This window comes from Bradyrhizobium sp. WBOS08, from assembly GCF_024585125.1.
GTDB classification, from domain to species: domain Bacteria; phylum Pseudomonadota; class Alphaproteobacteria; order Rhizobiales; family Xanthobacteraceae; genus Bradyrhizobium; species Bradyrhizobium japonicum_B.
On sequence record NZ_CP028988.1, the window covers coordinates 3,032,422 to 3,057,057 of the forward strand.

The window sequence follows — 24,636 nt, forward strand, 5'->3', positions numbered from 1 at the left end:
TATTGTGCATCTAACGCTGCGGCGAAAATGCATAATCAAGCTCAGGGATGACCCATGGCCGGGGAAGATCGGCGCCTCGCAGGCGGCGCGACATTCATCGATTTCCAGACCGAACCGTCCCGCTACAAGCACTGGAAGCTCGCGGTCGAGGGCGGCATCGCGACGCTGACCATGGACGTCGACGAGAATGGCGGCCTGTTCGAGGGCTACCTGCTCAAGCTCAATTCCTACGATCTCGGCGTCGATATCGAGCTCGCTGACGCGCTGCAGCGGCTTCGCTTCGAGCACCCGGAAGTGAAAGTCGTGGTGATGCGCTCGGCCAAGAACCGCGTGTTCTGCGCCGGCGCCAATATCCGCATGCTGGCGGGCTCGACCCACGCTCACAAAGTCAATTTCTGCAAGTTCACCAACGAGACCCGCAACGGCATGGAAGATTCCTCGGAGAATTCCGGCCAGCGCTTCATCACCGTGGTGAACGGCTCGGCCGCCGGCGGCGGCTATGAGCTCGCGCTTGCGACCGACCACATCATCCTGGCCGACGACGGCTCCTCCGCCGTGGCGCTGCCCGAAGTGCCGCTGCTCGCGGTGCTGCCGGGCACTGGCGGCCTCACCCGCGTCGTCGACAAGCGCAAGGTGCGCCGCGACCACGCCGATTTCTTCTGCACCATCGAGGAAGGCGTCAAGGGCAAGCGCGCCGTGCAATGGCGCCTCGTCGACGAGATCGCGCCGAACTCCAAGCTCGAGGCCAAGATTGCGGAGCGCGCCAAGGAGTTCGCGGCCGCTTCGACGCGCACGGGCAGCGGCAAGGGCATCGCGCTGACGCCGCTCCAGCGCGTGATCGACCAAAACAGCATCCGCTACGGCTTCGTCACCGTCGACATCGATCGCGCGGCGCGCATCGCCACCATCTCGATCAGGGCGCCGGAGGCCGCGCCGCCCGCCGACATCGACGGCATGATGGCGCAGGGCGCCGCGTTCTGGCCGTTGCAAGTCGCGCGCGAGCTCGACGACGCCATCCTGCATCTGCGCATCAACGAGCTCGAGATCGCCATGCTGGTGTTCAAGAGCCATGGCGATCGCGCCCATGTGCTCGCGCACGACGCCTTCCTCGAAGCCAACAAGGCGCACTGGCTGGTCAACGAGATCAGGCATTACTGGAAGCGCGTGCTCAAGCGCATCGACGTCACCTCGCGCACGCTGGTGACGCTGGTCGAGCCCGGCTCCTGCTTTGCCGGCACACTGGCCGAGCTCGTGTTCGCCGCCGACCGCTCCTACATGCTGATCGGCACGCGCCAGGGCGACAATCGCCCGCCGCCGTCGATCGAGCTGTCCGCCATGAATTTCGGCCCCTATCCGATGAGCCACGGCCTGACGCGGCTGCAATCGCGCTTCCAGGCCGATCCCTCCGATGTCGAGCGCGCGGAAGCGACGCTCGGCACCAGCCTCGACGCCCAGCAGGCCGAGGAGCTCGGCCTCGTCACCTTCGCGCTCGACGACATCGATTGGGACGACGAGGTTCGCGTGTTCCTCGAGGAGCGCGCCAGCTTCTCGCCCGACAGCCTCACCGGCATGGAGGCGAGCCTGCGCTTCGTCGGCCCCGAGACCATGGAATCGAAGATCTTCTCGCGCCTCACCGCATGGCAGAACTGGATCTTCCAGCGCCCCAACGCCGTCGGCGAGGAAGGCGCGCTGCGCCGCTACGGCAGCGGCCAGAAGCCGAAATTCGATATGACGCGAGTCTAGCGACGATCGTGTCCCGGGCGCGCTGCGGCATGCAATGCCGCTGCGCAGAACCGGGACCCAGACGGACCGAACAATAGGTCCCGGCTCAGCAGTGCAGCACTTCGCGCCGCACTGCGTCCGGGACACGAGACCGGAGCAAGGAGCACGGCCATGAACATGAACATCATGAACGTCGACTACTCGACCAAGATTCCGAACAACGTCAACCTCGCCGAAGACCGCCAGGTGCTCAAGGCGCTGGAAGGCTGGCATCCCGGTTACATGGATTGGTGGAGCGACATGGGGCCGGAAGGCTTCCAGGAATCGCTGGTGTACTTGCGCACCGCGTACTCCGTCGATCCGCGCGGCTGGGCCAAGTTCGATTACGTCCGCATGCCCGAATATCGCTGGGGCATCCTGCTCGCGCCGCAGGAAGAGAACCGCGTCGTGCCGTTCGGTGAGCACTACGGCGAGCCGGCCTGGCAGGAAGTCCCCGGCGAGCATCGGGCCATGCTGCGCCGCCTGATCGTGATCCAGGGCGACACCGAGCCGGCTTCGGTCGAGCAGCAGCGCCATCTCGGCAAGACCGCGCCCTCGCTCTACGACATGCGCAACCTGTTCCAGGTCAACGTCGAGGAAGGCCGCCATCTCTGGGCGATGGTCTATCTGCTGCAGAAATATTTCGGCCGCGACGGCCGCGAGGAGGCGGACGATTTGCTGCGCCGCCGCTCCGGCGATGCCGATGCGCCGCGCATGCTGGGTGCCTTCAACGAAGCGACGCCGGACTGGCTGTCCTTCTTCATGTTCACCTATTTCACCGATCGCGACGGCAAGATGCAGCTGCACAGCCTCGCGCAATCCGGCTTCGATCCGCTGTCGCGCACCTGCCGCTTCATGCTGACCGAGGAAGCGCACCACATGTTCGTCGGCGAGACCGGCATCACCCGCGTCGTGCAGCGCACCTGCGATGCGATGCGCGCGGCCGGCATCACCGATCCCACCGACATCGCCAAGGTTCGTGCGCTCGGGGTGATCGACCTGCCGACCATCCAGAAGAAGCTGAACCTGCACTACACGCTGTCGCTCGACCTGTTCGGCTCGGAGGTCTCGACCAACGCGGCCAACGCCTTCAACGCCGGCATCAAGGGCCGCTATCACGAGACCCAGATCGAGGACGACCACCAGCTCAAGAACGCCACCTATCCGGTGCTGAAGTTCATCAACGGGGAGATCAAGCTGGTCGACGAGCCGGCGCTGACCGCGCTCAACATGCGCCTGCGCGACGATTACAGCCAGGACTGCGTCAAGGGCATGCTGCGCTGGAACAAGGTGATCTCGACCGCCGGCTACGACTTCAAGCTGACGCTGCCCAACGTCGCCTTCCACCGCCACATCGGCGAGTTCAAGGACGTGCACGCCACGCCCGACGGCATCCTGATCGATGATGCCACCTGGGCCCGGCGCAAGGACGAGTGGCTGCCCTCGGCCAGCGACGGCGACTTCATCACTTCCTTGATGCAGCCCGTCACCGAGACCGGCAAGTACGCCTCCTGGATCTCGCCGCCCAAGGTCGGCATCGACAACAAGCCCGGCGATTTCGAATACGTGAAGATCGAGTCGTAGGACGTCAGGGGTTGGTCCTCGCGCCACACCAAAGGTGTCATCACCCGCGAAAGCGGGTGATCCAGTACTCCGCGGCAGCAGCGATTAAAGCCGATAGGCCGCGGCGTAGTGGACGCCCCGCCTTCGCGGGGCATCGCGCCTGGAGACGATCGGCGGCAACCGTCCCCGATCGACGGATCATCAAACCGTCAAAAGAAAAGCCCCGTGCGGTGCCCGGGCTTTGTTGTCCGCGAGCGTCTTCAGATCAGTAGCGGGCGACGACCGGGCCGCCGAAGTTATAGTTGATGCGGGCGGTGACCACATCGACATCTTGACGGATGGTGTCGCTACGCGAAGGCCCTGCAAACGGCGGCACAAAGTTGAAGCTGATGTCGCGCTTGCCCATGAACAGGTGATTGTATTCGACCGCGAGCGACCAGTTCGGGGCGAAGCCATATTCGATGCCGGTCCCAACGGCGGCGCCCCAGCGGGTCTCGCTCGCACGATCGAACACGGCGCCGGTCGGGATGTCGATACCCTCATACTTGTCGTGGGCGACAGCGGCGCCGCCCTTCACGTACCAAAGTACATTGTTCCAGGCGTAGCCGACCTGACCGGTGAACAGGCCGAAGGCGTCAACCTTGCTGCGGTTGATCTGGCCCGAGGGGGCGGGAAATACCAAGCTGGTATTGGACCCTTTGAAATCGGCCCAGTTGCCTTGCGCCTCAAGACCGAAAACCCAGTTGGTCGCCTGCCAACGATAGCCGATCTGGCCACCAACCGTGCCGCCGGTCGCATCGTGGCATCCTTCGGTCGCGACCGGGCGGGGAGCGCCGAGCACGGAGAACATGTCCCAGCACTTGCGAGCCCAGCCGCCGCCGCCATTGGCGCCGACATAGAAGCCGGTCCAGTTGTAGGCGGCAGTGACCGGGACTGGCGCCTTGGTGTAGGGCCGGGCTGCCAGATCCGCCGCAACAGCCGATCCAGTGAGTGCCGCCGAAGCGGCGAGCGTGGCAATAACCTTCATCGTATTGGCAATCCCAGTCGTGCAGATTGGTTCGCAGAATACTTGCTCCCGGTTGAATTGCTGTCACTGGAACAACACAGCGAGTGCAAAAGGGGATGCTGCATCCGATGAGAGCAGCCCTCCGTCGTGGCGGCTCTTTCGTCCTCGGCTTTTGGCGACGGAGACTTTTGTCAAGCGCGCCATAGATGCGCCTGCGCGACGATTAAAGCCAGGACTGCGTCAAGGGCATGCTGCGCTGGAACAAGGTGATCTCGACCGCCGGCTACGACTTCAAGCTGACGCTGCCCCACGTCGCCTTCCACCGACAGATCGGCCAGTTAAAGGACATGCCTCGCGCCACACAAATGGTGTCATCACCCGCGGTAGCGGGTGATCCAGTACTCCGCGCCGCGGCGTACTGGATGCCCCGCCTTCGCGGGGCATGACAGCGAGTGCGTGGCGACAGCGGAGCGTAAGCAGCTTGCGCCTACCCCGCGATCTCCAGCCCCGCATTCGCGTACACCACGCCGCCGTCGACCGCGATGGTGTTGCCGACGACGTAATCGCCCGCGCGCGAGGCGAGATAGATCGCCACCCCCGCCATGTCCTCGTCGCTTCCGATCCGCCGCGCCGGAATGCGCTGGGCGACCTCGTCGCCGTGGTCGCGCGCGGCCCGGTTCATGTCGGACTTGAAGGCGCCCGGCGCGATCGCGGTGACGTTGATGTTGTCCTTGATCAGCTTGGTCGCCAGGCGCCGCGTCAGGTGGATCACCGCGGCCTTGCTGGCGGCATAGGAATAGGTCTCGCCCGGGTTGACGAAGATGCCGTCGACCGAGGCGATGTTGATCACCTTGGCCGGACGTTCCGCGCTTGCGGCCGCGCGCAGCGGCTTCGCCAGCGCCTTGGTCAGGAAGAACAGCGACTTGACGTTGAGGTCCATCACCTTGTCCCAGCCGCTTTCGGGAAATTCGTCGAACTCCGCGCCCCAGGCCGCGCCGGCATTGTTGACGAGGATGTCGAGCTTCGGCTCCAGCTTGATGATCTCGGAAGCCAGCCGGTCGCAGCCTTCGACGGTGGAGATGTCGATCGGCAGCGCGATGCACTCGCCGTCATATTGCGCGGTGAGCTCCTTGGCGGTCGCCTCGCACGGCCCGGCCTTGCGCGCAGTGATGTAGACCTTGGCGGCGCCGGCGTCGAGAAATCCCGCCGCGATCATCTTGCCGATGCCGCGCGAGCCGCCGGTCACCAGCGCGACGCGGCCTTTGAGCGAGAACAGGTCGTTGAACATGAGGCCTCCCTTGGTTGGCGCTGTTTTGGGCGGGGCGGCAAGGGGAGTCAAGCAAGGCTGGATGCGAGTGTGACGCGACGCCAGTGCCGGTTACTCGGTGTCGTCCCGGATCTGCGCGTGCTTGTCCGGGACGACAGCGGAGATTGGAATGGCGCTTACGCCGCGGCGATCCGGCGGAAACCGTTCCACATCGCGGTCGCGGCGCCCGAGGTCAGCACCGGCAGGATCCGCGCGTCCTGGTAATTGCCGTTGAGCGAGACGCGCGGCAGCGCCGTCATCTGGCCGGCATTTTCGGCAAACAGCATGCCGGGCCGCGTCGTCACCGCGGTCTTGAAGCCGGCCGTCGCAGCCATGCCGAATTCGCGCGTCCCGGCGGCCTCGCGGTCGCCATAGGGATAGGCGAGATGCAGCACGGGACGTTCCAGCGCCTGCTCGATCCGCGCGCGGCTCACGGCCAGCTCCTGTGCGGCGATGTCTTCCGCCAGCTTGGCGAGGTTGCAATGGCTGACGCTATGGGCGCCGATCGTGACCAGCGGATCGGCGGCAAATGTCTTCAGCTCGGGCCAGGACAGGCAGAGGCTGCGGCACAGCGCGGCCATGTCGACGTCATGCGCCGCGCAGAGCGCCTCGATCTCCCGCGCCAGATCATGCTCGCCCGGCAGCGCGCGCAGCCAGTCGTGCAGGCGGTCGAACGCGGCCTGCTTGGCCGCGGGCGTCGTCGCATCGAGCCGCAGCGCGGAATGGCCGATCCTGATGTCGATCTGCTCGGCCTTGGCGATCACGGCCTCCAGCGCCGTCCACCACAGCCGTCCGGTGCCTTCGGCAAAATCGCTCGCGACATAGACCGTCATCGGCGCGTCAAATTCGCGCAGCACCGGCAGCGCGTGGTCCAGATTGTCGCGGTAGCCGTCGTCGAAGGTGAAGGCGGCGAAGCGGCGGTCGAAGCGGCCCTGCACCAGCCGCTCATACAGCTCGTCCATGGTGACGATGTCGACGTCGATCGAGCGCAAATGGCACAGCGTGGCGCGCAGGAATTCGGGGGTGACCTCGAGATGCCGGTTCGGCTGGAACGCGGCCTCGCGGGCCGGCCGCACGTGGTGCAGCATGAAAATGGCGCCGACGCCCGACAAAAGCGGGCGCAGCAGATGGTGCGCCCCGCTGAAATAAAGTGCTCCCAGCCCGGCGCGGATGACGTTGTTACGTAGTTGTTTCATGACCCGTCGGCGGACTCTGGCATTCCGTCCTCAACTTACGGAAGAACCCTTGAAGAAAAAGTTATTCCGATTGTCTGATCCGTGCTTCCGGAAGGGCGCCATTTCCGGTTTGACAGCCTGCCAAGGGTTTGTTTTGTCTCCGGTTCCAGAGTTCGGGTCGTCGAATGCAGAAGCTTTTCAGGTGGGCCAGCAAATGGTGGCTGGGGCTGATTCCCCTGGCCGTCATGTGGGGATTTGCGGCCTGGAATAACACCTTACCGGTGGAGGCCGACCTGTCGGCCCGCAGCTCGGCCGCGCTGAAGGGGACCGTTCTGGACAAGACCCGGATCGCGGTCGATGGCCGCGACGTCAGCCTGGTCGCGGACGCCTTCTCCGAGGAGGGGCGCCGCGACGCCGTGACGGCGGTCGAGACCGTCCCGGGCGTGCGCCTGGTCGACGACCGGACCCGGCTCGTTCCGGAGGCCCAGCCGTTCGTCTGGAACGCCGAGCGCGACGTGGTGCGGGTGACGCTGTCGGGCTCCGCGCCGCTGCCGTCGATCAAGGGCCGGCTGACCGAGGCGGCCCGCAAGGAGGTCGGCGGCGCCGAGGTTGCCGACCAGATGGGGCTGGCGCGCGGTGCGCCGCCCCGGTTCGAAGCCGCCGCGATGCTGCTGCTCGACCAGATCGGCAAGCTGAAGGACGGCAAGATCACGATCACGGATACCAAGGTCAATCTGTCGGGCATGGCGCGCGAGCTCGGCGGCCGCGAGGCGATCGCGGCTGCGCTGAAGAACCTGCCCGAGGGCTTTTCCGTCGCCGCCAACGACGTCAAGGCGCCGCCCTACATCTTCCAGGCCTACAAGGATCCGGTCGCGGCGACCGTGACGCTGACCGGCTACGTCCCCGACAACAACGTGCATGCGGCAATCGCCACCAGCGCCGCGCGAAAGTTCTTCACCGAGAAGGTGGTCGACAATCTCAAGGCCAGCATCGGCGCCCCCGGCTCCTTCAACACGGCCGTGGTCGCCGCGCTCGGCGCCCTGTCGCGGCTGTCGACCGGCACGCTCGTCGTGTCCGATCGCGAGGTGAAGCTGTCGGGCGATGCGCTCTACGAGGGTGCCGCCAACGACATCCGCGCAGGCCTCGGCAAGGACTTCCCCAAGCACTGGCAGTACAAGCCGGAGATCACCGTGAAGCCTGCGGCAGGGCCGGTCGACGGCACCGTGTGCCAGCAATTGTTCACGGACATCCTGGCCAAGGGCAAGATCCGCTTCGCAGCCAAGCGCGCCGACATCGATCCGGATTCCGCTGGCATCCTCGATCATCTGATCGAGACGGCGCTGCGCTGTCCCAATACCAATATCGAGGTGGCCGGGCACACCGACGCCGACGGCGAGGACGGCTTCAACCGGGCGCTCTCGGAGAAGCGCGCCCAGGCGGTGATCGACTATCTGGTCAAGGCCGGCCTCAACGCCAGCCGCTTCACCGCGGTCGGCCATGGCAGCACGCAGCCGGTCGCCGGCAACGATACCGACGACGGCAAGGCGCAGAACCGCCGCATCGAATTTCTGGTGAGGTGACGATGCCCTATCTCGTCTCGTTCCATCTGGGTTGGCTGATCGGCTCGGTGCTGCTGGGCTTCTGCATGGGCTGGATCTCGGTGGTCCAGCGCGGCAACGGCACCTCGAAGGTGACCGCGCGCTGGCTCGCCGCGCTCGTCGCCGCCTTGGTCGCGGCCTCGTTCGCCCATGTGGTCCCGGGCCGCTTCGGCTACTGGCTCGACCTCGGCCTGATCATGTTCGCCTGTTACCTGGTCGGCTGCACCATCGGGGCCTGGCTGCGCGACCGCGTGGTCGCGCGCAGCATGCGGGCCGGCTGAGGCTCCGCCACCAAGCCCACCTTTGTCCCGGCACGGGTCCCAAGCGCTCGGAAATGTCAGTGCTTGATATCAATACGTACGTACGTATTATATCGCCATGCCCAAACCTTCCCTCAAAGACGCCATCCTCGACGCCGGCCTCAAGGTCATGTTCCGGAGCGGCTATCACGGCACCAGCGTGCGCGATGTCACCGCCGCCGCGGGCGCGCCACAGGGGTCCTTCACCAATCATTTCCGCTCCAAGGAAGTGTTCGCCGCGGAGGTGCTCGATCGCTATTTCGAGATCACGAAAGGATTGGTCGCGGAGGCCCTTGAAGACGGCTCGCTGACCCCGCGGGCCCGGCTCAAGCGCTATCTCGATATCATTACCGGACGGCTCGAAGCCGACGGCTACGGGCGCGGCTGCCTGATCGGCGATCTCAGTCTGGAAGCCGCTGGGAGCAGCGAGATGCTGCGCGCCCGCCTTGCCGAAATCTTCGCCGAGTGGCGCATGCCCTTCGCCGCCTGCATCCACGAGGCGCAGACAAGCGGCGAGATCGATTCCGAATTCGCGCCCGAGGAGCTTGCCGACTTCCTGCTCGCGTCCTGGCAGGGCGCGATCCTGCGCATGAAGGTCGACCGCACGCCCCAGGCGCTCGAGCGCTTCAAGACCATCGCATTCAAGACCGTCTTCAAGGAGCCGACATGAGCCAGCAAGCCGAGATTCAGATCCGCAACGCGTCCGTGCTGGGAAGCACGATGGCCTATCGCGAGACGGGTGCGCAGGGCGCGCCGGTCGCGCTTTTCCTGCACGGCAATCCGACCTCGTCGCACATCTGGCGAAACATCCTGCCGTTGGTGGCGCCGGTGGCGCATTGCATTGCGCCCGATCTCATCGGCTTCGGCCGGTCCGGCAAACCCGACATCGCCTACCGCTTCGTCGACCATGTGCGTTATCTCGACGCGCTGATCGAGCAGCTCGGCATCTCCTCCGCCTATCTCGTCGCGCAGGATTGGGGGACCGCGCTCGCATTTCATCTCGCTGCGCGCCGGCCGGACTTCGTGCGCGGTCTTGCCTTCATGGAGTTCATCCGGCCGATGCCGACCTGGCAGGATTTCCACCAGGTCGAGGCAGCGCGCGAGACCTTCCGCAAATTCAGGACGCCGGGCGAGGGCGAGGCCATGATCCTGGAGGCGAACGCCTTCGTCGAACGCGTGCTGCCTGGCGGCATCATGCGCACTCTGAGCGAAGACGAGATGGCGCCTTACCGCGCGCCCTTTCCGACGCCGGAGAGCCGCCGTCCGGTCCTGGAATTCCCGCGGGAGCTGCCGATCGCGGGCGAGCCCGCCGACGTCTATCAGGCGCTGCAAGCAGCTCATGCTTCGCTGAAGGCGTCCTCCTATCCGAAGTTGCTGTTCGCGGGCGAGCCGGGCGCGGTGGTCGCTCCCGCCTTTGCCGAGGCGTTCGCGGCCTCGCTCCAGCACTGCGCGCTCGTCCGCCTCGGGCCCGGCCGGCACTACCTGCAGGAGGATCATCCCGACGCGATCGGTCGTTCGGTGGCCGGTTGGATTGCCGGCATCGAGGCAATGCTTCCACAGCTTGCGGCCTGACGGAGGACGGGGATGTCGGACCTGACCATCATCTATTGCCGCCCGTGCGGCTATGAGAAGCGCGCCAAGGAGGCGGCCGCTGCGTTGCACCGGCAGCTGGGGCTGGACGCCGACCTCGTCCCCGGCAAGGGCGGCGTCTTCCAGGTCAAGCTCGGCGACCGCATCGTCGCCAGCCGCAGCAAAGGCTATTTTCCTGACGGCGACGACATCGTCGCTGCCGTCAGCGCCGCGCGGGGCTGAGCCTCAGGAGGGTTTTCGCGATGTCCATGGTCTGGGCCGACGATCTCGCCGGCATCGACTGGGGCGAGCTATCCGAGCTCTATCGGATCGCCCCGCTCGGCAACAAGGCGCCGGCCGATCTTGCGCTGGTATTCGGCAACAGCATGTTTCGCGCCTTCGCCATCGAGGACGGCCGCATCGTCGGAGCGGGGCGCGTGCTGGCCGACGGCCGCGACTGCGCCTATCTCTGCGATATCGCCGTCCACCCGGACCGCCAGGGGCAGGGTCTTGGCCGCGGAATTATCGAACGTCTGCTTGTGCGTTGCCGCGGCCATCGCAAGATCATCCTCTATGCGGTGCCCGGCAAGGAAGGCTTTTACGAACGCCTCGGCTTCCGGCGGATGACGACCGCCATGGCGATCTTCGACGATCAGGCCGGCGCCTATCGCCGCGGCTATCTGACCGCCCCTTGAGGGGGCACGGCCCCGCGACCTTCCGGCGCATCGGCAGACCGTGAAGGCGGTCCGGAGCCGCCCTTTCAACAGGCGGCGCCGTCCATAGATTGACGTCAGCCTAAGGCGTGACGGAACATTGTGCGGCCGAAATCATCAAAACTTCATGGCCTCTGCGCAGGATCGCCAGGAAGATTCGCGTCAAGCCTTGCCGCTAGAGGCGCCAAAACCCCGCATCAGGAGCCAGGACCCTGCCTAAAATATTGAAGGCACGTGTTTTTGTTCGAATTGGCGAATTCCACTCCGCCCCAAAACGCGCTAGTGGAGGGGCAGGGGGCATGCGCGATGCCGGAGCCGGCGGCGAGGGGTCGTCGCGTGCCTGTATGCCGTCCGCCTGTCCGCCGGCCGTTCTGGCCGCTGAAGCGTTGTTCGAGGTCTAGATGCTGGAAGCCATACGCAGGGCGACGTCGTTTCTGCGCGAGAAGCAAGTCCTGCATAAGCTTGGCGTTGTGATCAGCGTCGCGGTCATCGGCATCGCCTGCTATGTGCTCTACCACATGCTGCGCGGCATCGACTTCAACGAGGTCCTCGAGGCGATCAAGAGCACCGAGCCGACCCAGATTGCGATGGCGGCGCTGTTCGTCGCCGCGGGCTATTTCACCCTGACCTTCTACGACCTGTTCGCCGTGCGCGCGATCGGCCGCGACCATGTGCCCTACCGCATCAACGCGCTCGCCGCCTTCACCTCCTATTCGATCGGCCACAATGTCGGCGCCTCCGTCTTCACCGGCGGCGCGGTGCGCTATCGCATCTATTCGGCCTATGGGCTGAATGCGATCGACGTCGCCAAGATCTGCTTTCTCGCCGGCCTGACCTTTTGGCTCGGCAATGCCGCCGTGCTTGGCCTGGGCATCGCCTATCACCCCGAGGCCGCCGCCTCGATCGACCAGCTGCCGCCGTGGCTGAACCGGACGCTGGCGTTGATGCTCATCGCAGGCCTGGTCGGTTACGTGGTCTGGGTCTGGACCCAGCCGCGCGTGGTCGGCCGCGGGCCCTGGACCGTGGTGCTGCCGGGCGGCCCGCTGACGCTGCTCCAGATCGCGATCGGCATCATCGATCTCGGCTTCTGTGCGCTGGCGATGTACGTGCTGGTCCCTGACGAGCCCAATGTCGGCTTCGTGGTGGTCGCGGTGATCTTCGTGTCGGCGACGCTGCTCGGCTTCGCCAGCCATTCGCCCGGCGGGCTCGGTGTGTTCGACGCCGCCATGCTGGTCGGCCTTTGGCAGATGGACCGCGAGGAGCTGCTCGGCGGCATGCTGCTGTTCCGGGTGCTCTATTATCTGTCCCCGTTCGTCATCTCTGTAATCTTGCTGACGTTTCGTGAAGTTATCATCGGCGCACGATCGAAGCGCCTGCAGCAGGCAGCGCTCAAGCTCGATCCCGGTCCGGCGCGCGAAGCCGCTTATGTGAGAGAGCGTAGCGACAGCGGCGCCTGACGGCGCCAAGCTTTGAGACAAGCTCCCAGGAGAAGTCCGCCCCGATGGCGATCGACGCCCCATCTTCTCCCTCCGCCCAGCCCTGGTCCGACCGGCTGCGGCACTCGACGATCATCCTGATCGCTGCGGCGCTGGCGCTGTCCGTCGTGGTCTCGCTCGGCGAATTGTCGGCGCTGCACGCCATTGCGGTGTTCCTCTGCATCGCCGCCGCGGCGCTGATCCCGTGGCGCCTGCATGATCCCGCCGCTTCGCGCGACGACGTCGGGCGCATCAACCCGGTCGAGAGCGCGGCGGTGGCCGCGGTGGTCTCCGGCATGCCGGATCCGGCGGTGCTGCTCGACCGCGCCGGCCGCGTCATCCACCTCAATGCGGCCGCCGCCCAGCTCGCGCCGGCGCTGCGCCGGAACGAGCTCGCCCAGTTCGCGCTACGCTCGCCCGAGATCATCACGGCGCTGCGCGAGGCGATCGCGACCACCGAGCCGCGGCGCGCGACCTATCTCGATCATGTCCCGGTCGATCGCTGGATGGAGCTCATGATCACGCCGGTGCCGGTGCCGACCAGCTTCGGCGGCGCCGACAAATGCATGCTGATGACCTTTCACGACCAGACGCCGCTGCGCCGGGTCGAGGAGATGCGGGCCGATTTCGTCGCCAATGCCAGCCACGAGCTGCGCACGCCGCTGGCCGCGCTGTCGGGCTTCATCGACACGCTGCAGGGGCAGGCCAAGGACGATCCCAAGGCGCGCGAGCGCTTCCTCGGCATCATGCATAACCAGGCCACCCGCATGGCGCGCCTGATCGACGATCTGCTGTCGCTGTCGCGGGTCGAGCTGTCGGCCCATGTCCGGCCCGACACCCTGGTCGATCTCCTGCCGATCATCCGCCAGGTCGCCGACGGGCTCGAGCCGCTGGCGCGCGAGCGCCAGGTCGCGGTCGAGATCCATTTGCCGGACAGCCCGGTGATGATCGCCGGCGACCGCGAGGAGCTGCTCCGCCTGTTCGAGAATCTGATCGAGAACGCCCTCAAATACGGCGCCTCGGGCGGACGTGTCATCGTGTCGCTGACCTCGGGCGCGGCCGCTGACGGAACTCAGGAAATCCGGATCATGGTCCGCGATTTCGGCCCCGGCATCGCGCCCGAGCATCTGCCGCGGCTGACCGAGCGGTTCTACCGCGTGGACGTCGGCGACAGCCGTTCGCAGGGCGGCACCGGGCTCGGATTATCGCTGGTGAAACATATTCTTAACCGCCATCGCGGCCGGCTCCTGATCGAAAGCGTGCCCCGGCAGGGCGCCACTTTCACCGCCTGTTTTCCCCAGATCAAGGCTGCCGTGGCAGCTTGAAATCCAAGCAATATCAATTGCTTGCCTGTGTCATCCAGCTGTCACGAAACCTTCGTAAAAGCACAGCCGACCGCTCCTACACGGGGCGGCGCGGGGAGCGCGATCGGGCGCGGATGGCGCTTCGCTCCCCCCAATGGAGACCAGCATGAATTTCCTCAAGACGATCGTCGCTGCCGGCTTGGTCGCCGCATCGACGACGGCGGCCTTTGCTGCCGACATCACCGGCGCCGGCGCGACGTTCCCGTTCCCGATCTATTCGAAGTGGGCTGACGCCTACAAGAAGGAGACCGGCAACGGCCTGAACTACCAGTCGATCGGCTCCGGCGGCGGCATCAAGCAGATCCAGGCCAAGACCGTGACCTTCGGCGCCACCGACGCGCCGCTCAAGGCCGAGCAGCTCGAGAAGGACGGCCTCGTGCAGTGGCCGATGGTGATGGGCGCCATCGTTCCCGTCGTCAACCTCGAGGGGGTGAAGCCGGGCGAGCTGGTGTTCGACGGCGAGACCCTGGCCAACATCTATCTCGGCAAGATCACCAAGTGGGACGATGCCGCGATCAAGAAGCTCAATCCGAGCGTGAAGCTGCCCTCCGAGGCGATCACCGTGGTCCGCCGCTCGGACGGTTCGGGCACCACCTTCAACTTCACCAATTATCTCTCCAAGGCCAGCGCGGATTGGAAGAGCAAGGTCGGCGAAGGCACCGCGGTCGAGTGGCCGGTCGGCGTCGGTGCCAAGGGCAACGAAGGCGTCTCGGGCAACATCGGCCAGACCAAGAACTCGATCGGTTACGTCGAGTACGCCTATGCCAAGCAGAACAAGCTGACCTACACCGGTCTCGTCAACAAGGCCGGCAAGACTGTGCAGCCGACCGTCGAGGCCTTCCAGGCGGCCGCCTCCAACGCCGACTGGTCCAAGGCTCCCGGCTATTACGTCATCCTGACCGAGCAGCCCGGCGACAAGTCCTGGCCGATCACGGCGGCGACCTTCATCCTCATGCACAAGTCCGCCACCGACAAGGCGGCCGCGCAGGAAGCCATCAAGTTCTTCCGCTGGGCCTTCAAGAGCGGCGGCAAGATGGCCGAGGAGCTCGACTACATCCCGATGCCGGACAGCGTCGTCCAGCAGATCGAGAAGACCTGGGCTGCCGAGATCAAGAGCTGAGTAGTGGCTTTGGTGTCCCGGACGCGCTGCAGCGTGCAACGCTGCTGCGCTGAGCCGGGACCCACAAGAGCTGGGCCCCGGATCTGCGTCGCAGCACTTCGCGCCGCGCCGCGTCCGGGGCACGGGACCCAACAGGCAAGAACAGGTATAGTCAGTACAGGGGATCGGCGTGGCTGAGATGGCTGTCGAGAGCGATGTGATTGATGCTGCCGGACCGTATGACCGCGCCAAGGCCTTGAGCGCGTTCAAGCTCGGCGACGTCACCTTCTACTGGATCACGCGGTTGTCCGCGATCTCCGTGCTGCTGATCCTCGGCGGCATTATCATCTCGCTGATCGTCGGCGCCTTCCCGGCGATCAAGGAATACGGCCTCTCCTTCCTCTGGACGCAGCGCTGGGCGCCGTCGGCCGATCCGCCCGTGCTCGGCGCGCTCGGGCCGATGTACGGCACGCTCGTCACCTCCTTCATCGCGATGCTGATCGCCATTCCGGTCGGTCTCGGCATCGCGATCTTCCTCACCGAGCTCTGTCCGCAATGGTTGCGCCGCCCGATCGGCATGGCGGTCGAGCTGCTCGCCGGAATCCCGTCGATCATCTACGGCATGTGGGGCTTCTTCGTGCTGGGCCCGTTCCTGGCCAATACCTTCCAGCCGTTCATGATCAGGGTGTTCGACGGCGTCCCGGTGCTGGGCGCGATCTTCGCAGGCCCTCCGTCCTATCTCAGCCTGTTCAACGCCGCGCTGATCCTCGCCATCATGGTGCTGCCCTTCATCACCTCGATCTCGGTCGACGTGTTCAAGACGGTGCCGCCGGTGCTGAAGGAAGCCGCCTACGGCGTCGGCTGCACCACCTGGGAGGTCGTCCGCAGCGTGGTGATCCCCTACACCCGCGTCGGCATCATCGGCGGCGTCATGCTGGCGCTGGGCCGCGCGCTCGGCGAGACCATGGCGGTGACCTTCATCATCGGCAATTCGTTCCGGATCTCCTCCTCGATCTTCGCCCCGGGCACCACGATCTCGGCGGCGATCGCATCCGAGTTCGCCGAGAGCGACGGCCTGCACCAGTCCGGCCTGATCCTGCTCGGCCTGCTGCTGTTCGTGCTGACGTTCTTCGTGCTCGCGGCCGCGCGGCTGATGTTGATGCGCCTGGAAACCAAGGCCGGAAAGTGAAGCCATGAACCCGATCTATGCACGCCGCCGCCGCTGGGACGTCGTCATCCGCGGCCTCTGCATCGCCGCCGCCGCCTTCGGCGTCACCTGGCTCGCGCTGATCCTGGTCACGCTGCTCTACAACGGCCTCAGCGGCCTCAACGTGCAGATCTTCACCGCGGACACGCCGCCGCCGGGCTCGACCGAGGGCGGGCTGCGCAACGCCATCGTCGGCTCGGTCATCATGACCGTGATCGGCGTCGGCATCGGCGCGCCGCTCGGCCTGTTCGCCGGCACCTATCTCGCCGAGTACGGCCGCAACGACAGGCTGACCTCGGTGATCCGCTTCATCAACGACATCCTGCTCTCGGCGCCCTCGATCATCATCGGCCTGTTCATCTACGGCGCGGTGGTGGTGCCGATGCGGGGCTTCTCGGCGATCGCCGGCGCGCTGGCGCTCGCCGTGATCGTGATCCCGGTCGTGGTGCGCACGACGGAGGACATGCTGCTGCTGGTGCCGAACCCGCTGCGCGAAGCCGCCAGCGCGCTGGGTCTGCCGCGCTCGCTGGTGATCAAGCGGATCGCCTATCGCGCCGCGCGCTCGGGCCTCATCACCGGCGTGCTGCTCGCCACGGCGCGCGTCGCCGGCGAGACCGCGCCGCTGCTGTTCACCGCGCTGTCCAACCAGTTCTTCAGCCTCGGCCTCGACAAGACGATGGCGAACCTGCCGGTCACCATCAACAACTTCGTGCAGAGCCCCTACGCCTATTGGAAGCAGCTCGCCTGGAGCGGCGCGCTGCTGATCACCCTGACCGTGCTTGCCCTGAACATTGGCGCCCGCATCCTTGGTGCCGAGAGGACTGCAAAATGAGTGAAATGTCTGTTTCCGTCAGCGCGCCGACCGTTCACCCCGGCTCGCAGCCGCTGCCCGAGGCGCCTGCCAAGGTCACCGCGCGCAACCTCAACTTCTACTACGGTGAGCACCACGCGCTGAAGAACATCAATCTGGCGCTCGGCACCAACCGCGTCACGGCCTTCATCGGCCCGTCCGGCTGCGGCAAGTCGACCCTGCTGCGCATCTTCAACCGGATGTACGACCTCTATCCGGGCCAGCGCGCCACCGGCCAGCTGCTGCTCGACCACACCAACATCCTCGACCCCAAGCTCGACCTCAACCTGCTGCGCGCCCGGGTCGGCATGGTGTTCCAGAAGCCGACCCCGTTCCCGATGACGATCTACGAGAACATCGCCTTCGGCATCCGCCTCTACGAGAAGATCTCCAAGTCCGAGATGGACGATCGGGTCGAGAAGGCGCTGCGCGGCGGCGCGCTGTGGAACGAGGTCAAGGACAAGCTCAACGCCTCCGGCCTGTCGCTCTCCGGCGGCCAGCAGCAGCGCCTCTGCATCGCCCGCACCGTCGCGGTGCGGCCCGAGGTGATCCTGTTCGACGAGCCCTGCTCGGCGCTCGACCCGATCTCGACCGCCAAGGTCGAGGAGCTGATCCAGGAATTGTCCGAGAACTACACGATCGCGATCGTCACCCACAACATGCAGCAGGCGGCGCGCGTCTCCGACAAGACCGCCTTCATGTATCTCGGCGAGCTGATCGAGTTCGACGACACCAGCAAGATCTTCACGTCGCCGACCGACCGGCGGACGCAGGACTACATCACCGGCCGGTTCGGCTGAGGAGACGCGACATGGGTACCGAACATACCGCAAAGGCCTTCGACACCGACCTCCAGGAGCTCACGCGCCTGGTCGCAGAGATGGGCGGCATTGCCGAGCGCATGATCGTCGATTCCGTCGACGCGCTGATTCGCCGCGACGTCGCGCTCGGCCAGCGCGTCGTCGCCATCGACGCCGATCTCGACGCGCTGCAAAAGCGCATCGAGGAGCGCGCCGTGCTCACCATCGCCCGCCGCCAGCCGATGGCGGTGGACCTGCGCGAGATCGTCGGCGCCATGCGCGTCGCGACCGACCTCGAGCGCATCGGCGACCTCGCCAAGAACATGGGCAAGCGCGTCGCCGCGCTGGAGACCGACTTCCATCCGCTCAAGCTGTTCCGCGGCCTGGAGCACATGACCGACCTGGTGCAGCAGCAGGTCAAGAGCGTGCTCGATGCCTATGCCGCGCACGATCTGCCGGCGGCGATGGCGGTGTGGAAGGGCGACGAGGAGGTCGACGCGATCTGCACCTCGCTGTTCCGCGAGCTCCTGACCTACATGATGGAGGATCCGCGCAACATCTCGTTCTGCATCCATCTGATGTTCTGCGCCAAGAACATCGAGCGCATCGGCGACCACGCCACCAACATCGCCGAGACCGTGTTCTACATGATCGAGGGCCAGGCGATCACCGACAAGCGGCCGAAGGGCGACATGACCAATTTCGCCACGACGATCCCGAATACCTGAAGACCTCAAGGAGCGACGACACCATGGGCGCACGCATTATGGTGGTTGAGGACGAGGAAGCTCTCACCGAGCTTCTGCGTTACAACCTCGAAGGCGACGGCTATGACGTCGAGACGGTGATGCGCGGCGACGACGCCGACACCCGCCTCAAGGAACACATTCCCGATCTGATCGTGCTCGACTGGATGCTGCCGGGCCTCTCCGGCATCGAGCTGTGCCGGCGCCTGCGCACCCGGCCCGAGACCAAGCAGCTGCCGATCATCATGCTCACCGCGCGCGGCGAGGAGAGCGAGAGGGTGCGCGGCCTTGCGACCGGCGCCGACGACTACATCGTCAAGCCGTTCTCGGTGCCGGAGCTCTTGGCGCGCGTGAAGGGCCTGCTCAGGCGCGCCAGCCCCGAGCGGCTCGCGACCGTGCTGGCCTATGGCGACATCGAGCTCGATCGCGACAAGCGCCGCGTCGCGCGCTCCGGTCGCCCGATCGATCTCGGCCCGACCGAATATCGCCTGCTGGAGTTCTTCCTGGAGCATCCCGGCCGGGTGTTCTCGCGCGAGCAGCTGCTCGACAGCGTCTGGGGCCGCGACATCTACATCGACGAGCGCACCGTCGACGTTCATATCGGCCGCCTGCGCAAACTGCTCAATCTCGGCCGCGAGCAGGACCCGATCCGCACCGTCCGCGGCGCCGGCTACGCCCTGGATGATCGCTTCGCGAAGGCGGAGCAGACGTAAGGCTCCAGCGAGAGCTGGTTTGGCGAGCTCAGCCGTAATCCCGGGGCGCGCGCAGCGCGAGCCCGGGATCCATAACCACAGGACGTGATTTCGCGAAGACTCGGGGTGACCATCTCGCGCAACGATTGCGTCCTGTGGTTATGGATCCCCGCGTTCGCGGGGATGACACCGAGTTGGTTGAGGCGCCGTCGTGTGACGGCTGCGGTCTTGATCAGCTAATTCCGCGCAGCTCAGCGCGTGGGCTTCGGTGCCGCGCGGCGCCGATCCGCCGCCGGCTGATACGCCACGCGCGAGTGCTGGGCGCAATAGGGCAGGCCGGACAGGGCCTTGCCGCCGCAGAAGAAGAAATCCGGGCTGGAGGGATCGCCGACCGGCCAGTGGCAGGTCGCCTCGTTCAATTCGAGCAGCGACAGCCGCTGGCTCATCGGCACCACGTTGTCGTAGGTGACGGGTTCGGCCTCGACCTCGACCTCGAAGGCCTGCGCCAGCGCGGTGTTGCCGCGCGCGATGGGGCGGGTCACCCGCATCATGTGCTGGGCGGGACGCGCCTTGCGCGGCCGGGGCGCGGCCGACGAAGGGCTCTTGGCGCGGCCGGACAGACCGAGCCTGTGCACTTTGCCGATCACGGCATTGCGGGTCACATTGCCGAGCTCTGCTGCGATCTGGCTGGCCGACAATCCGGCCTCCCAGAGCTTCTTCAGCTGCTCGACGCGATCGTCGGACCAGGTCAAAACCGTCATTGCACCCTTTCCCTCGCCGCGCGGCTGCCATCCTGGCGGTCCGTGCGGCGAATGCCTAAGCCTCGAAAAACCCGTGCCGCTCGAATCCCTTAGGGCTCGCCGGGCGCGCAACTGACGCCCGAACGTTTACGCCGGTACATGAGGACTCTTGGGATCAGAACTGCCGCACGAGATGTCGTATCTGACAAGCCAAACGCTACAATATGGCGTGACTCACGCGCAAGAGTCCGCCGACTCGCTTCCACATGTTCCGTGGTGAAAAACCCGCAAAATCGCCACCGCAAGACTACGGAATCCGCGTTTCATCACCGTTTCCCGGGGCTTCCGGGCGGCATTGACACCCGTTTCACCAGGCCTAAGATAGTCGCGCGTGCCGCCCTTAAAAGGCGGCACGTTTCGTTTCCGGGCCGGTCCATGGTGCGTTGCCCAATGCACGCCCCACACCGTCCGCAACATCAAGTGGCCGTCATGACTAACAGCGCAGCCCCGCATTTGCTCCCCGTTTTCGCCAGGGCCAACCTCGGTTTCGAACGCGGCGAAGGCTGCTGGCTGATCGCGACCAATGGCGATCGCTATCTCGATTTCACCTCGGGCGTCGCCGTCAATGCGCTCGGCCATTGCCACCCGCATCTGATTAAGGCGTTGCAGGAGCAGGCCACGAAGCTGTGGCACATGTCGAACCTGTTCCAGAGCCCGGACGGCGAGAAGCTCGCCGCGCGCCTGTGCCACGAGAGTTTTGCCGACCTGGTGTTCTTCTGCAATTCCGGCGCCGAGGCGCTGGAGGGCGTGATCAAGCTGGTGCGCCATCATCACTTCTCCAAGGGGCACCCGGAGCGTTACCGCATCATCACCTTCGAAGGCGCCTTCCACGGCCGCACGCTGGCGACGCTCGCTGCGACCGGATCGGCAAAATATCTCGAAGGGTTCGGCCCGCCGATGGACGGCTTCGACCAGGTGCCGCATGGCGACCTCGAAGCCGTCAAGAAGGCGATCGGGCCCGACACCGCCGGTATCCTGATCGAGCCGATCCAGGGCGAGGGCGGCGTGCGTTCGGCACCGCCCGCTTTCCTCAAGGCGTTGCGCCAGCTTTGCGACGAGAAGGGCCTGCTGCTCGCCTTCGACGAGGTGCAGACCGGCATGGGCCGTGCCGGCGATCTGTTCGCGTATCGGCGCACCGGCGTCACGCCTGACGTGATGTCGCTGGCGAAGGCGCTCGGCGGCGGCTTCCCGATCGGCGCCGTGCTGGCGACCGCGGATGCGGCGGCCGGCATGGGCCCCGGCTCGCACGGCTCGACCTTCGGCGGCAATCCGCTGGCGATCTCCGCGGCCAACGCCGTGCTCGACGTCATGCTCAAGCCCGGCTTCTTCGACCACGTGCAGAAGATGTCGCTGCTGCTCAAGCAGAAGCTCGCCTCGGTGATCGACCGTCACCCCGACATCGTCAGCGAGGTGCGCGGCGAGGGCCTCCTGATCGGCATCAAGGCCGTCGTGCCCTCGGGCGACCTGGTCGCCGCCTTGCGCGACGAAAAGCTCCTGACCGTCGGGGCCGGCGACAATGTCGTGCGCTTCCTGCCGCCCTTGATCGTCACCGAAGCCGAGATCGAGGACAGCGTCGGGCGGCTGGAGCGTGCCTGCACCGCTTTGTCGGCCGGCCAGAGCAAGCGGGCGGCAAGCTGATGAGCAAGTCCCCGACCAAGACGCCGAAGCACTTCCTCGACATCAACGAGCTGCCCTTGTCGGAGCTCAAGCGCATGCTCGCCGCGTCGAGCGCGATGAAGGCGAAGCAGAAGGCGCAGCAGCCGGTGCGGCCGCTCGAAGGCAAGACGCTGGCGATGATCTTCGAGCGTCCCTCGACACGGACCCGGGTGTCGTTCGACGTCGGCATGCGCCAGCTCGGCGGCGAGGCGATCATGCTCACCGGCGCCGAGATGCAGCTCGGCCGCGGCGAGACCATCGCCGACACCGCCCGCGTGCTGTCGCGCTATGTCGACGCCATCATGATCCGCATCCTCAATCACGATGCGCTGCTCGAGCTTGCGGCCAACGCCACCGTGCCCGTCATCAACGGCCTGACGCGGCGCTCGCATCCCTGCCAGGTGATGGCCGACCTCATGACCTACGAGGAGCATCGCGGCCCGATCGAGGGCAAGACGGTGGCCTGGACCGGCGACGACAACAACGTGCTGGCGTCCTGGGCCCACGCCGCTGAGCGCTTCAAATTCCAGCTCAACGTCGCCACCCCGCCGGAGCTCGCGCCGAAAAAGGCGATGCGCGACTGGATCAAGGCAACCGGCGCGCCGATCGTGCTCGGCACCGATCCGGAAGCCGCGGTGCGCGGCGCCGATTGCGTCGTCACCGACACCTGGGTGTCGATGGGCGACAAGGAAGGCGAGCATCGCCACAACGTGCTCAAGCCCTACCAGGTCAACGGCAAGCTGATGTCGCTCGCCAAGCGAGATGCGCTGTTCATGCATTGCCTGCCCGCCCATCGCGGCGAGGAGGTCACTGATGAAGTGATCGACGGCCCGCAATCGGTCGTGTTCGACGAGGCCGAAAACCGCCTGCACGCGCAGAAGGGCATCTTGGCCTGGTGCTTCGACGCGGTGAAGTAGCCCGGGCGAAAAGCAGTGGCTGCGTTGGCCGCCGCATCCACCACTGTCGTCCCGGACAAGCGCCGCACAGCGGCGCGCCGATCCGGGACCGTGGTTTGGCGAGGACTGGGAGTTGCCACCTCGCAGGATGACGTGGTCCTGTGGTTATGGGTCCCGGGTTCTCGCGTTGCGCGCCCCGGGACGACACCGAGTTTGCTGTAGCGTTGTGCACCCTCATCGCATCGGGAACGCGCCCCTTCCATTTTCCACCCTCCGACCCCAGATACAGCGCCATGATCTCCCAATCTCCTGACATGAAGACCGGGTCCGAAGGCCCGGTTCGCGCGCCATCCGCAGTTCCGATCGATGACGCCGTGCTGCCCTACGAGGTCGATGCGCTCGACGTGCGCGGGCGCCTGGTGCGGCTTGGCCCGGCGCTCGACGACATCCTGACCAAGCACGATTATCCCGCGCCCGTCGGCAAGCTGCTCGGCGAGGCCATCGTGCTGACGACGCTGCTCGGCTCTGCGCTGAAATTCGAGGGACGCTTCATCCTCCAGGCCCAGACCGACGGTCCGGTGTCGTTCCTGGTGGTGGACTACCAGGCGCCGGAGCGCCTGCGCGCCTATGCCCGCTTCGATGCCGCGCGTCTCGGCGAGGCCCAAGGATCCGGCATGCGTTCCGGCGCGCTGCTCGGCCGCGGTCATCTCGCCATGACCATCGACCAGGGCCCCGACATGAGCCGCTACCAGGGCCTGGTCGCGCTCGATGGTGGCAGCCTGGAAGACGCCGCCCACGAATACTTCCTGCGCTCCGAGCAGATCCCGACCAAGGTGCGTCTGGCGGTCGGCGAGGAATGGCGCTCCAGCGACGGCGGCAAGCATCGCTGGCGCGCCGGCGGCATGCTGATGCAGTTTCTGCCGAAGGCGCCGGAGCGCGCGCGGCAGGCGGACTTGCATCCTGGCGATGCCCCTGACGGCGTCGAGGTGCATGCCGTCACCGAGGACGATGCCTGGGTCGAGGCACGTTCGCTGATCGAGACCGTCGAGGACGTCGAGCTGATCGATCCCGAGCTCTCCGGCGAGCGGCTGCTGTTCCGCCTGTTCCACGAGCGCGGCGTGCGGGTGTTCAATCCCCTGGTTCTCAAGGCGCAGTGCTCCTGCTCGCGCGATGCGGTTGCCGCGATGCTCAAGAGCTTCTCGCCCGACGACCGCGCCGCGATGGTCAAGGACGACAAGGTGGTCGTGACCTGCGAGTTCTGCTCGTCGGTCTATCAATTCACCCCGCACGAGGCCGGCGTGGAAGCCGCGTGAGCGAGCTCTCGTTGCTCTCGTAGGGTGGGCAAAGGCGCCCTTGCGCCGAGCCCACGATCTGCGTGTGACTGGTGAGAATTCGTGGGCACGTCGCGCAAGTGCGCGCCTTTGCCCACCCTACGGCACCGTGCCTGTGTCGCCCGCTGTCAATCCACCCACGCGAAAATATTCCACTTTACCGAAATTCGGTTTTAGCGTATGTGTCGCCCATCCCGGCTCACCAGGAGGGGCGATCTCGAGGTCGTCTTGATCGCGAGCCGGGCTTGCGGTGGACGCGGCAGCGTCGGCACGAGATGGGACGGGCAGGGCGGGTAGTCCCTGTGAGTCAATTCGCGGGGCGAGGGAGGCCAGAAGGAAAGTTCGGCTCCCGGGAGAGCACGGCATAAGCCGTCCGACCATCGCGCAGGGAAGGCCGAGTGATCGGCACCACCTGTATGCTGCTGTGCGGTTCTTCTGCGTGTGCATTTTGCGCAGCAGACCGCGGGTGCGTTGTCAGCACCCGGCCTTCCCTGCGCCCTCTTGGATTTAGAGGGTGGAGACGCAAGCAAAGCTCGGGCGAATTGCGCCGCGAGGCCGAAAAGACATGCCCGTCGCCAAACACGCGGTGTCATCGCCCGCGAAAGCGGGCGATCCAGTATTCCAGAGCCGCCAGAGATCAATCCGACAAGCCGCGGCGTACTGGATTCCCCGCCTTCGCGGGGAATGACAGCGTCATTGGAGAACCAGCTCTCGCCTCATACTCCGTCAT

General features: G+C 65.9%; 23 protein-coding genes and 1 pseudogene. 20 read left to right on the forward strand and 4 right to left on the reverse strand.

Annotated elements, in window-relative coordinates; genetic code table 11:
• The first annotated feature begins 54 nt into the window (after nucleotides 1-54).
• The gene (gene boxC / locus DCM80_RS14420) at nucleotides 55-1,743 is read left to right on the forward strand and encodes a 2,3-epoxybenzoyl-CoA dihydrolase (RefSeq protein WP_257197557.1); all 1,689 of its coding nucleotides are present in this window, start codon (nucleotides 55-57) and stop codon (nucleotides 1,741-1,743) included.
• A gap of 150 nt (nucleotides 1,744-1,893) precedes the next feature.
• A complete protein-coding gene (gene boxB, locus DCM80_RS14425; RefSeq protein ID WP_257197559.1) occupies nucleotides 1,894-3,345 on the forward strand; it encodes a benzoyl-CoA 2,3-epoxidase subunit BoxB in 1,452 nt (483 codons plus the stop codon).
• 244 nt (nucleotides 3,346-3,589) lie between these two features.
• Here the strand turns inward: boxB and DCM80_RS14430 are convergent, their stop codons facing one another.
• Nucleotides 3,590-4,351, reverse strand: coding sequence for an outer membrane protein (locus DCM80_RS14430; RefSeq protein WP_257197560.1), 762 nt, complete (start codon nucleotides 4,349-4,351; stop codon nucleotides 3,590-3,592).
• 185 nt (nucleotides 4,352-4,536) lie between these two features.
• Here DCM80_RS14430 and DCM80_RS31295 point away from each other — a divergent pair.
• Nucleotides 4,537-4,680: pseudogene (locus DCM80_RS31295) on the forward strand (benzoyl-CoA 2,3-epoxidase subunit BoxB); the annotation flags it as partial.
• 137 nt (nucleotides 4,681-4,817) lie between these two features.
• Here DCM80_RS31295 and DCM80_RS14440 read toward each other — a convergent pair.
• Nucleotides 4,818-5,618, reverse strand: coding sequence for an SDR family oxidoreductase (locus DCM80_RS14440; RefSeq protein ID WP_257197564.1), 801 nt, complete (start codon nucleotides 5,616-5,618; stop codon nucleotides 4,818-4,820).
• A gap of 155 nt (nucleotides 5,619-5,773) precedes the next feature.
• Nucleotides 5,774-6,832 carry a polysaccharide deacetylase family protein gene (locus DCM80_RS14445; RefSeq protein ID WP_257197566.1) on the reverse strand — a complete coding sequence of 353 codons (1,059 nt, stop codon included), beginning with the start codon at nucleotides 6,830-6,832 and terminating at the stop codon, nucleotides 5,774-5,776.
• Nucleotides 6,833-6,996: 164 nt separating this feature from the next.
• On the opposite strand from DCM80_RS14445, the gene DCM80_RS14450 reads away from it, so the two are divergent.
• The 14 genes from DCM80_RS14450 (at nucleotide 6,997) to phoB (ending at nucleotide 19,244) form a co-directional block, all read left to right on the forward strand.
• A complete protein-coding gene (locus tag DCM80_RS14450; RefSeq protein WP_257197568.1) occupies nucleotides 6,997-8,391 on the forward strand; it encodes an OmpA family protein in 1,395 nt (464 codons plus the stop codon).
• A gap of 2 nt (nucleotides 8,392-8,393) precedes the next feature.
• A complete protein-coding gene (locus DCM80_RS14455) occupies nucleotides 8,394-8,690 on the forward strand; it encodes a hypothetical protein (RefSeq protein WP_257197570.1) in 297 nt (98 codons plus the stop codon).
• A 97-nt stretch (nucleotides 8,691-8,787) separates the two neighbouring features.
• Complete coding sequence (locus tag DCM80_RS14460) at nucleotides 8,788-9,378, forward strand: TetR/AcrR family transcriptional regulator (RefSeq protein WP_257197571.1); 591 nt, start codon at nucleotides 8,788-8,790, stop codon at nucleotides 9,376-9,378.
• Nucleotides 9,375-10,280, forward strand: a complete 906-nt coding sequence (locus tag DCM80_RS14465) for a haloalkane dehalogenase (RefSeq protein ID WP_257197573.1) — start codon at nucleotides 9,375-9,377, stop codon at nucleotides 10,278-10,280. The genes DCM80_RS14460 and DCM80_RS14465 overlap by 4 nt, the downstream gene beginning before the upstream one ends.
• 12 nt (nucleotides 10,281-10,292) lie before the next feature.
• A complete protein-coding gene (locus DCM80_RS14470; RefSeq protein WP_257197574.1) occupies nucleotides 10,293-10,520 on the forward strand; it encodes an Rdx family protein in 228 nt (75 codons plus the stop codon).
• Nucleotides 10,521-10,540: 20 nt separating this feature from the next.
• Nucleotides 10,541-10,972, forward strand: a complete 432-nt coding sequence (locus DCM80_RS14475; protein WP_257197575.1) for a GNAT family N-acetyltransferase — start codon at nucleotides 10,541-10,543, stop codon at nucleotides 10,970-10,972.
• Between the two features lie 419 nt (nucleotides 10,973-11,391).
• On the forward strand, nucleotides 11,392-12,447 hold the full coding sequence (locus tag DCM80_RS14480; RefSeq protein WP_257179403.1) for a lysylphosphatidylglycerol synthase domain-containing protein: 1,056 nt from the start codon (nucleotides 11,392-11,394) through the stop codon (nucleotides 12,445-12,447).
• Nucleotides 12,448-12,491: 44 nt separating this feature from the next.
• On the forward strand, nucleotides 12,492-13,790 hold the full coding sequence (locus DCM80_RS14485) for an ATP-binding protein (protein WP_257197576.1): 1,299 nt from the start codon (nucleotides 12,492-12,494) through the stop codon (nucleotides 13,788-13,790).
• 145 nt (nucleotides 13,791-13,935) lie between these two features.
• Nucleotides 13,936-14,949: a phosphate ABC transporter substrate-binding protein PstS gene (gene pstS / locus DCM80_RS14490; RefSeq protein WP_257197577.1), complete on the forward strand. Its 1,014-nt coding sequence runs from the start codon at nucleotides 13,936-13,938 to the stop codon at nucleotides 14,947-14,949.
• A 178-nt stretch (nucleotides 14,950-15,127) separates the two neighbouring features.
• A complete protein-coding gene (gene pstC / locus DCM80_RS14495; RefSeq protein WP_257197946.1) occupies nucleotides 15,128-16,117 on the forward strand; it encodes a phosphate ABC transporter permease subunit PstC in 990 nt (329 codons plus the stop codon).
• Nucleotides 16,118-16,121: 4 nt separating this feature from the next.
• The gene (gene pstA, locus DCM80_RS14500; RefSeq protein ID WP_257197579.1) at nucleotides 16,122-16,967 is read left to right on the forward strand and encodes a phosphate ABC transporter permease PstA; all 846 of its coding nucleotides are present in this window, start codon (nucleotides 16,122-16,124) and stop codon (nucleotides 16,965-16,967) included.
• Nucleotides 16,964-17,785: a phosphate ABC transporter ATP-binding protein PstB gene (gene pstB / locus DCM80_RS14505; RefSeq protein WP_028138972.1), complete on the forward strand. Its 822-nt coding sequence runs from the start codon at nucleotides 16,964-16,966 to the stop codon at nucleotides 17,783-17,785. The genes pstA and pstB overlap by 4 nt, the downstream gene beginning before the upstream one ends.
• An 11-nt stretch (nucleotides 17,786-17,796) precedes the next feature.
• Nucleotides 17,797-18,513 (forward strand): phosphate signaling complex protein PhoU, encoded by a 717-nt coding sequence (gene phoU, locus DCM80_RS14510; protein WP_028138971.1) that lies wholly within the window; start codon nucleotides 17,797-17,799, stop codon nucleotides 18,511-18,513.
• A 23-nt stretch (nucleotides 18,514-18,536) separates the two neighbouring features.
• The gene (gene phoB, locus DCM80_RS14515; RefSeq protein ID WP_008143479.1) at nucleotides 18,537-19,244 is read left to right on the forward strand and encodes a phosphate regulon transcriptional regulator PhoB; all 708 of its coding nucleotides are present in this window, start codon (nucleotides 18,537-18,539) and stop codon (nucleotides 19,242-19,244) included.
• A gap of 230 nt (nucleotides 19,245-19,474) precedes the next feature.
• On the opposite strand, the gene DCM80_RS14520 is transcribed toward phoB, so the two are convergent.
• The gene (locus DCM80_RS14520; protein WP_257179407.1) at nucleotides 19,475-19,984 is read right to left on the reverse strand and encodes a GcrA family cell cycle regulator; all 510 of its coding nucleotides are present in this window, start codon (nucleotides 19,982-19,984) and stop codon (nucleotides 19,475-19,477) included.
• 468 nt (nucleotides 19,985-20,452) lie between these two features.
• On the opposite strand from DCM80_RS14520, the gene DCM80_RS14525 reads away from it, so the two are divergent.
• The 3 genes from DCM80_RS14525 to DCM80_RS14535 all read left to right on the forward strand — a co-directional run bounded on the left by DCM80_RS14525 (nucleotide 20,453) and on the right by DCM80_RS14535 (nucleotide 23,888).
• Nucleotides 20,453-21,661 (forward strand): aspartate aminotransferase family protein, encoded by a 1,209-nt coding sequence (locus DCM80_RS14525; protein ID WP_257197580.1) that lies wholly within the window; start codon nucleotides 20,453-20,455, stop codon nucleotides 21,659-21,661.
• Entirely contained in the window at nucleotides 21,661-22,596 is a 936-nt protein-coding gene (gene argF / locus DCM80_RS14530) for an ornithine carbamoyltransferase (RefSeq protein ID WP_257197581.1), read from the forward strand. Before DCM80_RS14525 ends, argF begins: the two co-directional genes overlap by 1 nt.
• 272 nt (nucleotides 22,597-22,868) lie before the next feature.
• Nucleotides 22,869-23,888, forward strand: coding sequence for an Hsp33 family molecular chaperone (locus DCM80_RS14535; RefSeq protein WP_257197583.1), 1,020 nt, complete (start codon nucleotides 22,869-22,871; stop codon nucleotides 23,886-23,888).
• Nucleotides 23,889-24,636 lie beyond the last annotated feature (748 nt).

Excerpts from the sequence above, each read along its gene's own strand:
- boxC (WP_257197557.1), top strand. The coding sequence starts at position 55 with ATGGCCGGGGAAGATCGGCGCCTCGCAGGCGGCGCGACATTCATCGAT.
- boxB (WP_257197559.1), top strand. The coding sequence starts at position 1,894 with ATGAACATGAACATCATGAACGTCGACTACTCGACCAAGATTCCGAAC.
- DCM80_RS14430 (WP_257197560.1), bottom strand. The coding sequence starts at position 4,351 with ATGAAGGTTATTGCCACGCTCGCCGCTTCGGCGGCACTCACTGGATCG.
- DCM80_RS14440 (WP_257197564.1), bottom strand. The coding sequence starts at position 5,618 with ATGTTCAACGACCTGTTCTCGCTCAAAGGCCGCGTCGCGCTGGTGACC.
- DCM80_RS14445 (WP_257197566.1), bottom strand. The coding sequence starts at position 6,832 with ATGAAACAACTACGTAACAACGTCATCCGCGCCGGGCTGGGAGCACTT.
- DCM80_RS14450 (WP_257197568.1), top strand. The coding sequence starts at position 6,997 with ATGCAGAAGCTTTTCAGGTGGGCCAGCAAATGGTGGCTGGGGCTGATT.
- DCM80_RS14455 (WP_257197570.1), top strand. The coding sequence starts at position 8,394 with ATGCCCTATCTCGTCTCGTTCCATCTGGGTTGGCTGATCGGCTCGGTG.
- DCM80_RS14460 (WP_257197571.1), top strand. The coding sequence starts at position 8,788 with ATGCCCAAACCTTCCCTCAAAGACGCCATCCTCGACGCCGGCCTCAAG.
- DCM80_RS14465 (WP_257197573.1), top strand. The coding sequence starts at position 9,375 with ATGAGCCAGCAAGCCGAGATTCAGATCCGCAACGCGTCCGTGCTGGGA.
- DCM80_RS14470 (WP_257197574.1), top strand. The coding sequence starts at position 10,293 with ATGTCGGACCTGACCATCATCTATTGCCGCCCGTGCGGCTATGAGAAG.
- DCM80_RS14475 (WP_257197575.1), top strand. The coding sequence starts at position 10,541 with ATGTCCATGGTCTGGGCCGACGATCTCGCCGGCATCGACTGGGGCGAG.
- DCM80_RS14480 (WP_257179403.1), top strand. The coding sequence starts at position 11,392 with ATGCTGGAAGCCATACGCAGGGCGACGTCGTTTCTGCGCGAGAAGCAA.
- DCM80_RS14485 (WP_257197576.1), top strand. The coding sequence starts at position 12,492 with ATGGCGATCGACGCCCCATCTTCTCCCTCCGCCCAGCCCTGGTCCGAC.
- pstS (WP_257197577.1), top strand. The coding sequence starts at position 13,936 with ATGAATTTCCTCAAGACGATCGTCGCTGCCGGCTTGGTCGCCGCATCG.
- pstC (WP_257197946.1), top strand. The coding sequence starts at position 15,128 with ATGGCTGTCGAGAGCGATGTGATTGATGCTGCCGGACCGTATGACCGC.
- pstA (WP_257197579.1), top strand. The coding sequence starts at position 16,122 with ATGAACCCGATCTATGCACGCCGCCGCCGCTGGGACGTCGTCATCCGC.
- pstB (WP_028138972.1), top strand. The coding sequence starts at position 16,964 with ATGAGTGAAATGTCTGTTTCCGTCAGCGCGCCGACCGTTCACCCCGGC.
- phoU (WP_028138971.1), top strand. The coding sequence starts at position 17,797 with ATGGGTACCGAACATACCGCAAAGGCCTTCGACACCGACCTCCAGGAG.
- phoB (WP_008143479.1), top strand. The coding sequence starts at position 18,537 with ATGGGCGCACGCATTATGGTGGTTGAGGACGAGGAAGCTCTCACCGAG.
- DCM80_RS14520 (WP_257179407.1), bottom strand. The coding sequence starts at position 19,984 with ATGACGGTTTTGACCTGGTCCGACGATCGCGTCGAGCAGCTGAAGAAG.
- DCM80_RS14525 (WP_257197580.1), top strand. The coding sequence starts at position 20,453 with ATGACTAACAGCGCAGCCCCGCATTTGCTCCCCGTTTTCGCCAGGGCC.
- argF (WP_257197581.1), top strand. The coding sequence starts at position 21,661 with ATGAGCAAGTCCCCGACCAAGACGCCGAAGCACTTCCTCGACATCAAC.
- DCM80_RS14535 (WP_257197583.1), top strand. The coding sequence starts at position 22,869 with ATGATCTCCCAATCTCCTGACATGAAGACCGGGTCCGAAGGCCCGGTT.